The following is a 14,338-nucleotide window of genomic DNA, read 5'->3' as shown; positions in this document are numbered from 1 at the left end:
CCGGACCGTCACGTCCGCACGCCGCCGGGCCGTCAGGCCGTCAGGCCTCTTCGGCGTGCAGACTCATCGGGCCGTAGATCTTCGTGCCGTCGTCGAAGAGCACCACCTGGTCGGCGCCGCCCTCGACCAGGTCCTTCCAGACCTCGCCGATCCACGACTCCGCGTCGCCCTGCGTGGTGAACTCCTCCGGCACCACCGCCGGCTGGACCTCCGTACCGTCGGCCTTCTCGAACCGCCACGTCCACGCCATGTTCGCCTCCCGGGTCCCGCCCGTGCTTTTGTCCAGCACAGCCTGCCCCGCAGAGTAGCCGGGGTATCCGGGCGCGCGTCACCGGCGAGGACGCGGGAGGATCGTCCTCGTGGAACTGACTCTCCTCGGCACCGGGGCCCCGGCCGGCCTGCCCCGCCCCCACTGCCCCTGCGCCTCGTGCGCCACCGCCCGCGGCGGCCTGGCGCGGGCGGCGACCGCGCTGCTCGTGGACGACGCGCTGCTGCTCGACCTGACGCCGGGGGCGGCGCTGGCCGCCGCCCGCGCCGGGCACTCGCTCACCGGCGTACGGCAGGTGCTGCTGACGCATCCGCACGACGGGCCGCCGGTGGAGCTGCCGGCCGGGCTGCCGGCGGCCGGGCGGGTGCCGGACGGGCAGGAACTGACGCTGATCAGCGGGCACCGGGTGCGGGCCGTCCCGATGGACGCGCCCGGCACGGGGTACGAGGTGACCTCGCCGGACGGCGAGGTGCTGCTGTACCTGCCGCCGGGCGGCGCTCCCGCCGGGGTGGGAGCGGGCGGCCGTACGTACGACATGGTCGTCGCCGACGTCACGGGCCGGCCGGACGCGCTGGCACGGCTGCGGGCGGCCGGAGCCGTCGGCGCGGCCACGGACGTCGTCGCCGTCCACCTCGACCACGACGTGCCGCCGGGTCCCGAGCTGGAGCGGCGGCTCGCGGCGGCGGGTGCGCGGGCCGTGCCGGACGGGACGACCGTGGTCGTCGGCGAGTACCACGCGGTGCCGGACGTGCCGCGCCGGACGCTGGTGCTGGGCGGGGCGCGGTCGGGCAAGTCGGTGGAGGCCGAGCGACGCCTGGAGACCTTTCCCGAGGTGGTGTACGTCGCCACGAGCGGCACCCGGGAGGGGGACGGGGAGTGGGCGGAGCGCGTGGGGCTGCACCGGGAGCGCAGGCCGGGGGCGTGGCGTACGGAGGAGACGTGCGAGCTGACGCCGCTGCTGGCGGCGGACGGGCCGCCGCTGCTGATCGACTGCCTGGCGCTGTGGCTGACCGACGCGATGGACCGGGTCGGGGCGTGGGACGACGCGAAGTGGGCGGCGGACGGGCAGCGGGCGCTGCGGGAGCGGGTGGTGGAGCTGGTGGGGGCGGTGCGGGCCACGCGGCGGACGGTGGTGGCGGTGAGCAACGAGGTGGGATCGGGCGTGGTGCCGGCCACGGTGAGCGGGCGCCGGTTCCGGGACGAACTGGGTCGGCTGAACGCGGCGTTCGCCGGGGAGTGCGAGCAGGTCCTGCTGGTGGTGGCGGGGCAGGTGGTGGTGGTGCGCGGGTGAGCGGCTGGGCGGAGCCTTGCGGGGTGGCGCCTTCCGGGCTCCGGTCCCGCTCCGGTCCCGCCCCGGCCCCGCTCCTCAAGTGCCGAAGGGGCTGGAGTTGCCCGGTGGCGCATCCGGCTCAGCCGCGTCGGGCCGGTCCGGCGCCCGGGGACACGGGCGGCCCCGCGGGGCACCCGAACCGCTGACGGGTCGTCAGCGAAGGTGCCGGTACTGTTCGGCGAATGAGCTCGCTTAACCTCGACGACTTTTCCGACCTGATCGAGCGCCCGGACGGTGGCGTGCGGCGCGACGCCGAAGAGCGCCGGGAGCGGCTGACCGTGCCGCCCGGCGCCCTCGGCCGGCTCGACGAGCTGGGTGAGTGGCTGTCGGCCGCGCAGTCGTCCGTACGGGTCAGGCCCGTGGAGCGGGCCCGCGTGGTCCTCTTCGCCGGCGACCACGGCGTGGCGCAACTGGGCGTGTCGGCCCGTCCCGCCGGGAGCGCCCACCGGCTCGTGCGCGCCGTGCTGGACGGCGGGAGCCCCGTCGCCGTACTGGCCCGCCGCATGGGCGCGTCGGTGCGGATCGTCGACGCCGGACTCGACTGCGATCCGGAGCTGCTCCCCGAAGACGTCGTACGCCACCGGGTGCGGCGCGGCAGCGGGCGCATCGACGTCGAGGACGCGCTCACCGTGGAGGAGGCCGAGCAGGCCGTACGCCTGGGCATGGCGATCGCCGACGAGGAGGCCGACTCCGGGACCGATCTGGTCGTACTCGGCGATCTGAGCGTCGGCGGCACGACCGCGGCCGCCACTCTGATCGCCGCCCTGTGCGGCACGGACGCCTCCGTGGTCACCGGGCGCGGCGGCGTCCACATCGACGACCTGGCGTGGATGCGCAAGTGCGCGGCCGTCCGGGACGCGCTGCGCCGGGCACGGCCGGTTCTCGGCGACCAGCTGGAGCTGCTGGCGACCGTGGGCGGCGCCGACCTCGCCGCGGCGACCGGTTTCCTGCTCCAGTGCGCCGTGCGGCGTACACCGGTGATCCTCGACGGCGTGGTGTCCGCGGCCTGTGCCCTGGTCGGCCAGCGCGCCGCTTTCCGGGCGCCGGACTGGTGGCTCGCGGGCCAGGTGAGCGGTGAGCCGGGCCAGGCGAAGGCGCTGGACCGGATGGCGCTCAATCCGCTGCTCGATCATGGCGTCACCGTGGGGGAGGGAACCGGGGCGCTGCTCGCGCTTCCCCTCGTACAGGCCGCTGCCGCTCTCGCGGCGGAGCTGCCCGAGCGGACGCCGGACGACGAGGTGCCGGACGACAGGGCCACGGACGACGAGGCGACGACCGGCGTGGCGGTCGGCGAGGCCGGCGGCGCGACGGGCTGACCGGGTGGGCGGCATGTGCGGCCGTCGGCCGCACATGCCGCCCACCCCGCACCGCGGTGCCCGATATCATCGCGTTTCATGGCGGAAGTCCGCTTGGCCGCCGAAGGAAAGGACCGGCGCACCCCCCGGTCGCACCGGAGCGCGGCATTCGCCGTCCGGTATCGCGCGTCGTCCCTTTCATCACCTTTCTGAGCGCCGTCCGGGTCTCCCTCGGCCAGGACCCGCGCGCCACAACATCGAGGACTGCTTCACCCCCTGCCTGCTGACAGCGTCAGGAGCAACCTCGCGGGCAAGGAACATCCGGCGGCGATCACCGTGGCGCCGGTCCTGTGCGCGCTCGCTCACTTCTCGTCGCGCGTGGGCGTCCGGTCCGGGGTCCCGCCGATGAGGTCCTGGATCTTCCGGCCGAGCCCCGCCCAGCGGCGGTCGTGGCGCCACAGGCGCAGCGCCGCTCCGGCGCGGGCCCTGGGGCGCCGGCGGTAGAGGCGCCTGGCCCACGGGGAGCCGGGTTTGGCCAGCCGGATCGCGCCGACGAGCGCGACGACGGGCACGACCGTGCCGAAGAGCGCGGTGAGGACCTTGCCCTTGCTGAGCGCGATCAGCGCCAGGGAGAAGTTGAAGAGCACGTTCAGGATGAGTGTGGTGCGGCTCTCCCGCTCGTCCGGCGACAGTCCGTCCACCCCGAAGGGCACGGATCCGCTGAGGACCAGTCCCACCACGGCGGCGGTCACGACCACGACCTCCACGCTCCGCCGGCCCTGTTCGCTCCAGTACACGTCGTCGAGATGGAGGACGAGCGCGAACTCGTCGAGGACCAGCCCCGCGCCCACTCCGAAGATCACCGCGCAGATCGCCGAACTGACGCCGTGCGCGCCGGTGGCCACCGCCCCGAAGCCGCCGATCGTCATCAGGATCACGCCGGGGACCACGTGGTGGATGTGCAGACCGCCGGGTGAGACGTTCCGGAAGGGGCCGCGGCCCGCCCGGATCATCCGGGTGACGGTGCGGGTGACCGCGAACGTGAGGACGAAGGAGAGCAGGGCCAGCAGCAGCGGGAGCTTTCCCGGTTCGAGGATGTTCCGGTACCACCAGTGACCCATGCCACTCGGCCCCCCTCTGGGTGATTTTGCGCCTTATGCGTAACTTACCGGCCTCCCCCGGCGACTAGCGTGCACGCCGTGACCTCCCTCCTCAGCGACGGCATACGTTTCGCCTTCGGCACGCTCACCGTGCTTCCCGTACGCGTGACCCGGTGGGACCGCGACGCGGCCCGCGCCGGGATGCTGTGCGCTCCCCTCGCGGGGCTCGTCGTGGGCCTGTGCGCCGCGGCGGCCGGCGGCGTGCTCCTGCTGCTCGGCTCGGGGCCGCTGCTCGCCGCCGTGGCGAGTACGGCCGTGCCCGCCGTCCTCACCCGGGGCCTGCACCTCGACGGTCTCGCCGACACCGCCGACGGCCTGGGCAGCGGCAGGCCCGCCGACGGGGCGCTGCGCGTCATGAAGCAGTCGGACATCGGCCCCTTCGGTGTCATCACGCTGCTGTTCGTGCTGCTGGCCCAGGTCGCGGCACTCTTCGAGCTGTACGCCGCCGGGTGGGCGCACGGCGCGGCCGGGGCCGCCGTATCGGCCGTCGCCGGCCGCCTCGCCCTGACCCTCGCCTCCCGCACGGGCGTCCCGCCGGCCCGCCCCGAAGGGCTGGGCGCGGCGGTCGCGGGGACGGTTTCGGTACGTACCGCGACGGCCGCCGCGCTCCTGGTGTCCGCCGCCTGCGCGGGTGCCGCGGGCGCGCTCCTCGGGCCGTACGCCGCCCTGCACCACGCGGTCGCCGTCCTGCTCGCGCTCGCCGCCGCGCACCTGCTGCTGCGCCACTGCGTGCGCCGCTTCGGCGGGGTCACGGGCGACGTCTTCGGCGGCGTCGCGGAGACCGCGGCGACGGCCGCGCTGATGGTCCTGGTGCTGGAGTGACAGAGGAACACCTCGGATGCACAAGGCAGTTGACGGGCCGTCGCCGCAAGGTGCACGCTCTTTCCCCACGGCTGTCGGGGGAGACAGAAGATGCCCGAGTTTCCTGGCTGGGACCACAGCGCCGAATTCACTGAGGCCTACCGCAAGGCGGTGCGCAGCCGGTCGCGGCTGTCGAAGCGCGGCCCCAGGCACCCTCCCATCGTGCTGCGCACCGGCGCGGAGGAGGCCCAGCAGGCCCTGGAGGCCCTGGAGCTGGGCCTCCAGCGCTCGTCGAGGGCGCGGGGCACCGTACCGTGCACGCCGTACGCCCATGTCGACTGGCGCGGCGGCTCCAGGACCGAGCTGATCGCCAGGATCGCCGAGGAGCTGAAGAAGAACGCTCCCGACGAGGCCGGCAGAGTGCGGCTGCCCGCGTACGACCTGCTCCAGTGCGTCGCCGACCACCGGGCGGGGACCGACGCACAGCTGGCGGACCGGGTGTTCGCCCGGCACCGGGGACGCGTGAGCGCCGTACCGCCGGCCCAGGGCGAGCCCGGCCCGGCGATCACTGCGGGGATCTTCACCGTACCGCTCCGCTCCGTCTGGTCGGTGATGGAGCGCCTCCGCCTCAAGCTCTGGGAACGCCGCTGGGAGTGGCGTCTGACGCGGCGCAGGCGCTACCGCCTGCTGTGGCCGGAGCACTACCACGGCCAGCGCACGTACGCCGCCGCGCTCGACGAGTTCCTCCGGATCTGGGAGGCGGCCGCCCGGGACGGCAGCGACCCCCAGGACGTCGACCGGTGGGACGGGCTGCTCCTCGCCGCCCTGATGACCGACCTGTACGGCCACGCCCGCCAGGGCCTGCTCCACCCCGGCCGCAGACGCCGCCGCCCGCGCCACGCGCTGCTGCTCAACGGCGCGCGGACCGGAGCCGGCGGGGTCGGGGGCAGCGCGGCCGTGGCGGGCTTCATCCGGCTGTACGGCGCCCAGCAGCGGCCGAGTCCCAACGCCGCCACGGTGGTGGTGGCCGCGCTGCCGGACACGCACGACGCGGCGCCGGGCGGCGGCACGCTGGAGGAGGCCGCGCGCCGGCTCGACCCCGCGAAGGGGACGGTCCCCACGCCCTACGACGTGCGGCTCGCCCGCCCGGAACCGGGCAGCCGCGGCGTCACGGTGGCGCCGGTGTGGACGCCGTGGGTGCGGCTGCGGCCCGGCAGGGAACTGGCCCTCGAAGCGGGGGCGCTCGCCGTCACGCTCTGGCTCACCGGACAGCTCGCCTTCCTCCCGTACTTCGACAGCCCCTTCACCCGCACCTACACGCAGTGCCTCACCGGAACGGACTACGTGCGGCAGTCCAGGGCGGCCGGGCCCGCGCTCCCCGCCCAGTACGCCGGCGCCCTCCGGATGATCGCGGAGCAGAACAGGGTCGCGCGGACCGAGGGCGAGCCGGAGCGGACCGTGACCATCGCCCATGTGCGCGCCTCGATGGCGCCGAACGCGGCCGAGCGGCGGTCCGGCGCGGCCATCCCCGAACTGCGCGGGCTGGCCCTGGCCCAGCAGGCGCTGCACCGGCTGGCGCCCGCCAACGACAACGGGATCTGGGTGCGGATCAAGACGTACGACGCCGGGGTGCAGTTCAAGAACGCCCGCAAGGTGGCGGCGGAGATCGTCCGCGAGGCGGAGAAGGACCAGCACCTCATCGGCGTCACCGGATTCACCGAGAGCCGGACGGAGACGGTCGAGGCGCTGCGCGTGCTGAATTCGGCCCGGATTCCCATCGTGAGCTCCACGGCCACGGCGAAAGCCATGGAGGTCGGGCGTTATTACCACGGCGCCGCGCCCAACAACAAGCGGGAGGCGCGGGTCGTGGCGGAGTTCGCGAGGAGGGCCAACACGGTACGTACGGGAGAGGATTCCTGCGCGCCCGCGGAAAGCGTCGCCGTAGTGACCGACCCGACCGATGTGTACAGCGACGAGCTGGGCAAGGAGTTCGCCAAGGACTTCCGCTCCACGGAGAGCCGCATCGGCTACATACCCGGCGGGAACAGCGGAGTCGTCGTACCGAACGAGCCCGACCTCGACATGAAGTTCAGCATGTCCGAGGTGGCGGAGGCGGTGTGCAGCAGGGTCGCGGGAAAGAAGAAGACGCTGGTCTACTGGACCTCGCGGGTGAGGGAATTCGACAATTTCCTGGAGACGTACCAGAGCCTGAGCAAGTGCGCCAACAAGGACCTCACAGTGATGGGCGGAAACGAGCTCACCAATGCGGCGCTCTCCGGCGGATTCGTGGGGAAGTCGTGGCTGCACCTCTACCACACGGCCCATATGCTGCCCGCCGGCCATCCGGACCGCAGCGCGACGGCGAAGGCGTTCAACGACGCGTACACCGAGGAATTCACGGAATCCGACCTGTGGCTGAACGACGGGCACGCCGCGCTCGCCCACGACGCGGTGCAGGTGCTCGCCCAGGCCACGAGTCAGGCGAACGCGGCGGGCGTGGAGCTGACGCGCCCCAACGTCCAGCAGATCGTCAACAGCGGTTCGTTCGACCTGGAGGGGGCCAGCGGCCGTCTGCGGTTCGCTGCGGGCTCGCTGCAGCGCCCGCTCAACAAGCTGCTGACCGTCCTGCACCACGGGAAGGACGGCTCGGCGCCGGTGCTGATGTGCGGGGACTCCGGGAAGAACATCGACGCGGGGAAGGAGTGGCGGCAGGGCGGCAGGGCGTACGGCTGTCCGCAGGACGAGTAGGCGGCGCGGTCACGCGCAGGGCTCGCGCCACACCCCCAGGTCGTACTTCTTCAGCATCGAGCTGAGCCGCAGCTCGCGCGCCCCGGGGCAGAAGTCGCGCGTCGCCAGCTCGTACTCCACGTGGAAGACCGCCTTGCCGGCCGTGATGAACGGCGTGAGCTTCGCGCACTCCTCGTACTGGGCGCACTGCTCGTTGACCGCGAAGTCGAAGTCGTCCACCAGTTCCGGGATCTGGTCGAGGTCGTTCTTGAGGCCGACGGCGAGGCCCCGGTCGTGGGCGAGGCGGGCGATCAGGCGGTTGTAGCGCAGCTGGTCGGCGGCGGTCAGGGGGAAGCCGGTGCGGTTGCGGTAGCCGTCCATGTTGTCGGGCTCGACCGCGTCGAAGCCCTTCTCCCGGCACAGGTCCATGCGGCGGGCCATCAGGGGCTCCAGGACGTCGGTACGGCGGATGTCGAGCCAGCGCTCGCCCTTCCAGCCGTTGCCCCGGCCCCGTACGGACCTGGGGAACTCACCGGCGTCCGGCCTGAAGTCCTCCCACGCGCCGGTCGAGAGGTAGCAGATGACCTTGCGGCCCCGGCGGTGCAGGTCGGCGACGGCGGAGGCGGGGTGGTCGAAGCCGTCGATGTCGTACACCGCCGCGTCGACGGCCGGGTCGAGCGTGCCGCTGAGCTGCCACTGCCAGGTGAGACCGGGCTCCGGCTGCCAGCGCGCGGACTTCGGCCCGCGGTCGTCCGGTGCGGGGGCGTCGCCGTCCGCGCAGCCGGCGAGGAGCAGCAGCACAAGCAGGAGGAGCAGCGCGCTTCTGGACCTCACCGGGCCGCCTCCAGGGCGTGCGGCAGGGTCCCCCACGGGTGCGGTCCTTCGCCCGGTACGGCGCAGCCGGTCCCGGCGGTGAACGCGGCGGCGGGCGGCGCGGCGTACACGAGGTGGCAGAACCGGCCGGGCGCGTGCGCCGCCGTCCAGGGCGGGGCGTCCGGGGCGCTCCGGTACGTGTCCCAGGTGCCCTCGAACGTGACGAGGACGTCGGCGAGTTCGAGGTAGCCGGGGTCGGGGTGGACGCCGTGGTTGAGCACGAGGGCGGCCGCGCCGGCCGCCCGCGCGGCGACCGCGAGACGCCGGTAGTGGGGCAGCGCGTCCGGCTCCGACGCCACCTGGTCCAGGAAGGCGCCGTCCGCGCCGTACCAGTCGCGGTGGCGCAGCAGGTCCTGGACCACCGCGGCGTGCGGGCGCCGGGCGTAGTCCGTGTCGGCGTACCCGAAGACGCGTACGCCCGCCGCGCGCAGCCGCGACGACACGGCGGCGAAGGCCGGGTCGGGCGCGGCGCCGGAGCCGCTGTCGGGGTTGAGTACGACGCCGTACAGGCGGGGGGCGGCGCGGATCAGGGTGTCCCAGGCGTCCGGGCGTTCGGCGGGGTGCTCGTAGAAGGGCACGAGCAGGTTCTTCACGTGGACATCCTCAATGGCGGTGGGCCGTCGCGCGACCGAGCCGTCCGCAGACCAGGGCGGTCAGGGCGGCGGACGCGACGACGGGGACGGCGAGCGCGGCGGCGCCGGTGACGGCGGGGTCCGCGAAGAGCGCCGCCGTCTGGAGGAGCGCGGCCGCGCCGCAGACGGTCGCGGCGACGGTCTGCGCGCCGGACGACTGGAGCAGCAGCCCCGTCCACAGCATGGCACCGGTGAGCAGCAGGCCACTCGCGCGGGACGCGTCGGGTACGGGCGCGCCGAGCCACAGCAGGGTCGTCGCGGCGAGGAGGGCGAGCAGCACGGCGAGGTAACCGCCGAGGCACTGGGCGAGGGTGACGGTGGCGGCGCGCCGGAAGGCGCGGGGCGTGGTGCTTGCCCGCAGCCCGGCGTCGCACCGGCGCCGGAACCGGTACAGGAGCCACTCGGCGGGCCCCATGCTGAGCGTGAGCGCGACGGCGCCGGGGGCGGCGACGATCCCGGAGACGCCTCCGGCGAGCAGGTTCTGGAGCACGGCGTGCAGCACGAGCACGCCGGTCGCGAGTCCGAAGATCCCGTACGGCACGGACCGCCACAGCGACGGCCCGGAGACCGCGCCGGAGGCCGGGGAGCCGTCCGGGACTTGTCCGGCGGAGCTTTTCCCCGCCCGGCCCCTTCCCGAACGGGGGCTCTGCCCCGGACCCCGCTCCCCGGACGCCGAAGGGGCGGAAGTGCCCCGGCGGTTCGGGGGTGCCACGCGGCCGAGCCGCAGGACGTCGCGGCGGGAACGGGCGGGGCGGGGAGCGGAGGACCTGCGGGCCCGCAGTACCACGCGGGCCGCCAGGGCCAGGACCGCCGCCCCCGGCCCCAGCAGCAGCGCCGCCCTCCCCGCGCCCGGGACCTCGTGCACCAGAGTCAGCAGGGCGCCCAGCGCCATCGGGGCCAGGGCGTACAGCAGCAGGCGCTCGCGGCCCAGCACCAGCAGCGCCGTCGCCGCGCCCTGGTACAGCGCCTGGGCGGTGGCGAACCCGGCCGCCCAGCCCTCCCCGGGCCCCGCCGCGGCGACGGCGGCCGCCGTGCCCAGCAGGGCGCCCGCCGGGGCGCCGGTGAGCAGGGCGCGGGCGGCGGCCGGCCGGTCGCCGAGCCCGAGCCAGGCGTACGCGCGGTGGGCCAGCGCCTGGTTCCACGCCCAGCCGGTGAGCGCGCCGGCCAGGAGGACGTCCGTCCCGGCGGGCAGGCCGCGCCCGTCCCCCGCCGCACCGGCCAGGAACGGCGCCCCCAGGACGTACGCGAGCCCCGGCAGCGCGAACACCAGCCCGCGCAGCAGGCAGCCGACGAGGCCCGTGCGCCAGGAGCCGCCGGACGGCGCGTCCGGTTCGGGGTAGGCGCGGGGCACCCGCGCGAACAGGTCCTCGGCCAGCGCGAAGGAGTCCTCACGGCCGTACGTCAGCCGGATGTGATCGTCCGTCATGCCGTCGGACTCGAGGATCGCGGCGATCTCGTCGGGATGTACGGCGGCCCCCGCCGGCCCGCGCAGCCGGTCGGCGAGTTCGTCGAAGGGGTCGGCCGCCCAGCGCGGGCGCGGGCGCGGTACGCGCGGCAGCGTGTCGCGCCGTACGGCGGGGTCCGTCCACAGGGGCCCGCTCATCAGGCCGCCCCGTGCGTCGTCAGGCCGCCCCACCAGGGGTCCCTGAGTTCGGTCGTCCAGTCGGCCACGGGCCCGGCGGCGAGCGGCCCTCGCGCCTGCGTCACGCCGGCCAGTTCGTGGTAGATCTCGCGGAAGCCCTCGACCGAGCGCCGCAGCGTGAACAGGTCGATCACCCGGCGGCGCGCGAGCCGCCCCAGCCCGGTCCGCCGGGCGTCGTCCGCCATGAGGCCGAGCACCGCCCGCGCCATCGCCCCGGGTTCGCGCGGGGGCACCACGATCCCCGTGTCACCGACGGCTTCCCGTACGCCGCCGACGTCCGTCGACACCGTCGTGCGCCCGCACGACATCGCTTCGAGGATGCTGAAGGGAAAGCCTTCGCTGATGCTGGAGAGCATCACGACGTGCCCCGCCCCGTAGGCGCGCGCCACGTCGGAGATGCGCCCCTCGAAGGTGATGCCGTCACTGACGCCGAGCTCGGCCGCGAGTTTCTCCAGTTTCGTCCGGTACTCCTCGCCGCCGTCCGGCACTCCGCCGAAGAGTCGCAGCCGCAGCTCGGGCAGGCGGGCGCGGGCCAGCGCGTAGGCCCGTAGGAGCGTCTCCAGGTCCTTGATCGGGTCGATGCGGCCGGCCCAGGTGAGGGTGGGGACCTCCGGTTCGGGACCGGCGTGCGGGAAGAGGTGGGGGTCGACGCCGTTGTAGACGGTGCGGATGCGGTCGGCGGGGGCGCCGCCCCGCTCCTCCCAGCGGCGGTTGTACTGGTTGCAGGGCGTGATCAGGTCGGCCTCCCGGTAGCCGAGCGAGTTGAGCGCCCGGTAGAAGCCGAGCAGCAGGGCCTTGACCGGCCAGCGCTGGGCGGCCGTGCGGTAGCCGAGGTAGCGCTCACGCAGGTAGATGCCGTGCTCGGTGAGGAGGAAGGGGGCCCCGTCGAAGTGCTTGGCGGCGAGCGCGGGCAGGGTGGCGAGCCCGCTGCTGACGGCGTGCGCGACGCTGCCCGCGGGTATGCGGGCGGCCAGTGGGCGCAGCAGGTGTTCCAGCAGGTCGGTGCCGGTGAGCGCGTCGTGGAGGGTGGGGTCGGCGCGGGCCGTCGGCAGGTGCCGCATGGTCCAGATCCCGGTCAGGGTCCGCAGGGCCGCCTCGGTGCGCAGGGCGGTGGTGAGCCGCCCCTGCCGGGCGAGGGCGGCCAGGGCGTACAGCTCGTGGCCGAAGTCGCAGCCGGCCTCCGGGTCGAGTACGGCCAGCAGGAAGCGTTCGTACGTGGCGAGGAAACGGCGGCGCTCCCGGCCGGCGAAGGGGCGCGGGCCGCGCCGCGGCCCCTTGCCCCCTGCCGTCTCCGCTCCCCACAGCGGGACCGTCGTGTGGTGGTGGACGTTGCCCGGCAGCTCCCAGGTCACGGGCTCGCGGCCGGTGCCGGTGAGCGAGACGACGTGGAAACCGATGTCGGGCATTCCGCGGACGAGCTGGTCGCACCAGGTGCTGACGCCGCCCTGGACGTGCGGGTAGGTGCCTTCGGTGAGCATGCTGACGTGGAGCCCGCGGCTCATGTTCGTGTCCCCCGTGACGAGTGGCCAGGTGCTGCTGTGGTCAGGTGCCGCCGCGGTCAGGCCGGAAGCCGCAGCGTGACCGTCCGCTGGAGCGGTTCGGGCGAGGCCCAGGCCGAGCGCTGTCCGGCGTACGCCGTCCCGAACGCGGTTGTTCCCGCGAGCAGTTGCCTGCGGGTTCCCTCGGGCACGGTGACGGGCGCGGCGGTCCCCGAGGGTGACTGGACGGTGACGGTCGTGCCGACGCGGTACGCCGTGACCTTGCCGTCGGCGAGCGCCTTGTCCCAGGCGGCGCGGCGGGCGAGCTCGGAACCGGCGTCCCGGTGGCGCGGGTTGACGACCGGCGTGTTGTCGGCGAAGAGGGAACGGTAGTCGCCCAGGACCTTGTCCAGGACAGGGTAGAGGATCCGCTCCTCGGCCAGGTTGGACTGGTGGACGTAGTGCGGTCGCGGGTCGTTGGCGATGACGTGGCCGAGCGCGGTGCGCGCCTCCTGCGGCACGATGTGCCTCGCGTAACCGGTGGCCGCGTCGAGCGGTTCGTCGAGGCAGGTCGAGCCGGGGCTGGTCTCGCACGCGCCGCTGCCCCCGTCGGCCTTGCTGGTGTAGACCCAGTTGTACTCGTCGGTCATCTCGGCGGCGGTGCCGACGTTGTAGTACACGTTCATGGGGTGGCGCGGCACGGTGAGCGCGGAGCCGAGGGCCCGCTGGCGCGGCTCGCGCGAGTTGTCGCTGGCGATCCACTGCACGCCGTTGTCGGCGAGCGCGCCCGCCAGGCCGGGGTTGTCCACCGGCTGCTGCGGGAGCGCCTTCAGCCCCGAGTGCTCACCGGTGACCAGTTCGGTCCTGTCGAGGGCGATGCCCTTGCGCACCGCCCAGTCGTGGTTGTTCCTGATCTGGGCGGAGATCTCGGCGCGGCTCATCCAGCGCGTGTTGCCCGCCGCGTCCTTCGCGCACTGCCACGGCACGGTCGAGGTGTCCTGGACGCAGCCCAGGAAGGGGTGGGTGTACGTGTGGTTCACCCAGCGGTACCGCGCCCGGTCGGCCAGCAGCTGCGCGGTGAGCGGGTCGCTGCCGCCGTTCGCCGCCTTCCACGCCTCGCCGGCGCCCGCGTTGTAGACCATGTCGAGCGTGAAGCCGGCGCTCTGCTGCCATTGGGCGGCGTACTGGGCGTCCTGCGCCGTCATCCGGACCGGCACGGTGCCCTCCCCCTCCCCGTCCCCGCAGTCGAAGTCGCCGGGCGTGCAGTTGAGTTCGGTGTGCCAGCGGCTGTCGGGCGCGAAGACGTCGTCGACGTGCACGGAGAAGTAGTTGCGGCTCTGCCCGAGGTGGACGCCCTGGGTGAGCCATTCGACGATGCCGCGGGCGAGCAGCCGGAACTGCCGCTGGTGCTGGTTGTACGCGAAGGTGACGACCAGCTCGCGGCGCCCGTCGTGGACGTACTCGCCGAGGAGGCTGGCCCGTCCCCCGGCGTCGCCGGGGACCGGCATGTCCAGGTAGCTGGTGTAGCCCTCGCGGGGCCGGCCCGCGTACCCGTAGCTCTCGCCGACGGACGGCGCGTTGTCCTCGAACTCGACGGCGCCGTCGAGGTAGCCGAAGGGACCGGCCCTCCCCGCCGGCGTCACGGCCGCGTCCACGCCGTCGAGCGTCCCGGCGTACCCGCCGTCACCCGTGTGGTCGAGCCCGACATCCGGGTGGGCCCAGGTGTACGCGTCGACCTGCCGGACGCCGAAGGTCTTCTCGTACGCGGCGAGGGCGGCCGACTCGGCGGAGCCGGCGCCGAACGGGTCCGCGTTCGGCAGGACGACGCCCTGGTACCTGGCGCGCGGCCGCCCGTCCACCGTGTCGGCGAGGAAACCCGCGTCGATCACCGGCCGGCCGGGCTCGCCGAGCCGCACCACGGTGTACGGGACACCGGTGCCGCGCAGCTCCGACTCGACCGCCTCCACGGCGTCGCCGCCGTCGTCGACGACCAGCACCCGCAGGTCGATACGCGGCGCGACGGCCGCCCCCGCACCCGTCGGCGGAGCCCCCACCGCCAGCAGCCCCGCCGCCAGCAGAGCCGCTCCGGCTGTGCCCATACGCGTCCTGTACGCCACCGCGCACCCTCCCCT

At 74.4% G+C, this 14,338-nt stretch carries 11 protein-coding genes; 4 read left to right on the top strand and 7 right to left on the bottom strand.

Annotated features, from left to right (window positions below; genetic code table 11):
• Window positions 1–40: 40 nt before the first annotated feature.
• Window positions 41–250: a hypothetical protein gene (locus ACWDZ4_RS10125; protein WP_093803583.1), complete on the bottom strand. Its 210-nt coding sequence runs from the start codon at window positions 248–250 to the stop codon at window positions 41–43.
• 109 nt (window positions 251–359) lie between these two features.
• Here ACWDZ4_RS10125 and ACWDZ4_RS10120 point away from each other — a divergent pair, with 109 nt between their 5' ends.
• Complete coding sequence (locus ACWDZ4_RS10120; protein WP_451507942.1) at window positions 360–1,559, top strand: bifunctional adenosylcobinamide kinase/adenosylcobinamide-phosphate guanylyltransferase; 1,200 nt, start codon at window positions 360–362, stop codon at window positions 1,557–1,559.
• 221 nt (window positions 1,560–1,780) lie between these two features.
• Window positions 1,781–2,914 carry a nicotinate-nucleotide--dimethylbenzimidazole phosphoribosyltransferase gene (gene cobT / locus ACWDZ4_RS10115; protein ID WP_451507941.1) on the top strand — a complete coding sequence of 378 codons (1,134 nt, stop codon included), beginning with the start codon at window positions 1,781–1,783 and terminating at the stop codon, window positions 2,912–2,914.
• A gap of 341 nt (window positions 2,915–3,255) precedes the next feature.
• Here cobT and ACWDZ4_RS10110 read toward each other — a convergent pair whose 3' ends face one another.
• Window positions 3,256–4,014: a hypothetical protein gene (locus ACWDZ4_RS10110; RefSeq protein WP_451507940.1), complete on the bottom strand. Its 759-nt coding sequence runs from the start codon at window positions 4,012–4,014 to the stop codon at window positions 3,256–3,258.
• A gap of 78 nt (window positions 4,015–4,092) precedes the next feature.
• On the opposite strand from ACWDZ4_RS10110, the gene ACWDZ4_RS10105 reads away from it, so the two are divergent.
• Both ACWDZ4_RS10105 and ACWDZ4_RS10100 read left to right on the top strand, forming a co-directional pair.
• Window positions 4,093–4,875, top strand: a complete 783-nt coding sequence (locus ACWDZ4_RS10105; protein WP_451507939.1) for an adenosylcobinamide-GDP ribazoletransferase — start codon at window positions 4,093–4,095, stop codon at window positions 4,873–4,875.
• A gap of 90 nt (window positions 4,876–4,965) precedes the next feature.
• Window positions 4,966–7,602 (top strand): hypothetical protein, encoded by a 2,637-nt coding sequence (locus ACWDZ4_RS10100; RefSeq protein WP_451507938.1) that lies wholly within the window; start codon window positions 4,966–4,968, stop codon window positions 7,600–7,602.
• A gap of 9 nt (window positions 7,603–7,611) precedes the next feature.
• Here ACWDZ4_RS10100 and ACWDZ4_RS10095 read toward each other — a convergent pair whose 3' ends face one another.
• The 5 genes from ACWDZ4_RS10095 to ACWDZ4_RS10075 are packed head-to-tail and all read right to left on the bottom strand — an operon-like array spanning window position 7,612 to window position 14,305.
• On the bottom strand, window positions 7,612–8,415 hold the full coding sequence (locus ACWDZ4_RS10095; protein ID WP_451507937.1) for an endo alpha-1,4 polygalactosaminidase: 804 nt from the start codon (window positions 8,413–8,415) through the stop codon (window positions 7,612–7,614).
• A complete protein-coding gene (locus tag ACWDZ4_RS10090; RefSeq protein WP_451507936.1) occupies window positions 8,412–9,047 on the bottom strand; it encodes a spherulation-specific family 4 protein in 636 nt (211 codons plus the stop codon). The genes ACWDZ4_RS10095 and ACWDZ4_RS10090 overlap by 4 nt, the downstream gene beginning before the upstream one ends.
• A 10-nt stretch (window positions 9,048–9,057) precedes the next feature.
• Window positions 9,058–10,689: a hypothetical protein gene (locus tag ACWDZ4_RS10085; RefSeq protein WP_451507935.1), complete on the bottom strand. Its 1,632-nt coding sequence runs from the start codon at window positions 10,687–10,689 to the stop codon at window positions 9,058–9,060.
• The gene (gene pelF, locus ACWDZ4_RS10080) at window positions 10,689–12,230 is read right to left on the bottom strand and encodes a GT4 family glycosyltransferase PelF (protein WP_451507934.1); all 1,542 of its coding nucleotides are present in this window, start codon (window positions 12,228–12,230) and stop codon (window positions 10,689–10,691) included. The genes ACWDZ4_RS10085 and pelF overlap by 1 nt, the downstream gene beginning before the upstream one ends.
• 56 nt (window positions 12,231–12,286) lie before the next feature.
• Window positions 12,287–14,305, bottom strand: coding sequence for a hypothetical protein (locus ACWDZ4_RS10075; protein ID WP_451507933.1), 2,019 nt, complete (start codon window positions 14,303–14,305; stop codon window positions 12,287–12,289).
• Window positions 14,306–14,338: the final 33 nt, after the last annotated feature.

The organism is Streptomyces sp. NPDC003016 (assembly GCF_053591455.1).
This window is presented reverse-complemented; position numbering and strand designations above follow the sequence as displayed.

What these genes read in the sequence shown, in the direction of transcription:
- ACWDZ4_RS10125 (WP_093803583.1), bottom strand. Translation starts at nt 250, where the DNA reads ATGGCGTGGACGTGGCGGTTCGAGAAGGCCGACGGTACGGAGGTCCAG.
- cobT (WP_451507941.1), top strand. Translation starts at nt 1,781, where the DNA reads ATGAGCTCGCTTAACCTCGACGACTTTTCCGACCTGATCGAGCGCCCG.
- ACWDZ4_RS10110 (WP_451507940.1), bottom strand. Translation starts at nt 4,014, where the DNA reads ATGGGTCACTGGTGGTACCGGAACATCCTCGAACCGGGAAAGCTCCCG.
- ACWDZ4_RS10100 (WP_451507938.1), top strand. Translation starts at nt 4,966, where the DNA reads ATGCCCGAGTTTCCTGGCTGGGACCACAGCGCCGAATTCACTGAGGCC.
- ACWDZ4_RS10085 (WP_451507935.1), bottom strand. Translation starts at nt 10,689, where the DNA reads ATGAGCGGGCCCCTGTGGACGGACCCCGCCGTACGGCGCGACACGCTG.
- pelF (WP_451507934.1), bottom strand. Translation starts at nt 12,230, where the DNA reads ATGAGCCGCGGGCTCCACGTCAGCATGCTCACCGAAGGCACCTACCCG.
- ACWDZ4_RS10075 (WP_451507933.1), bottom strand. Translation starts at nt 14,305, where the DNA reads ATGGGCACAGCCGGAGCGGCTCTGCTGGCGGCGGGGCTGCTGGCGGTG.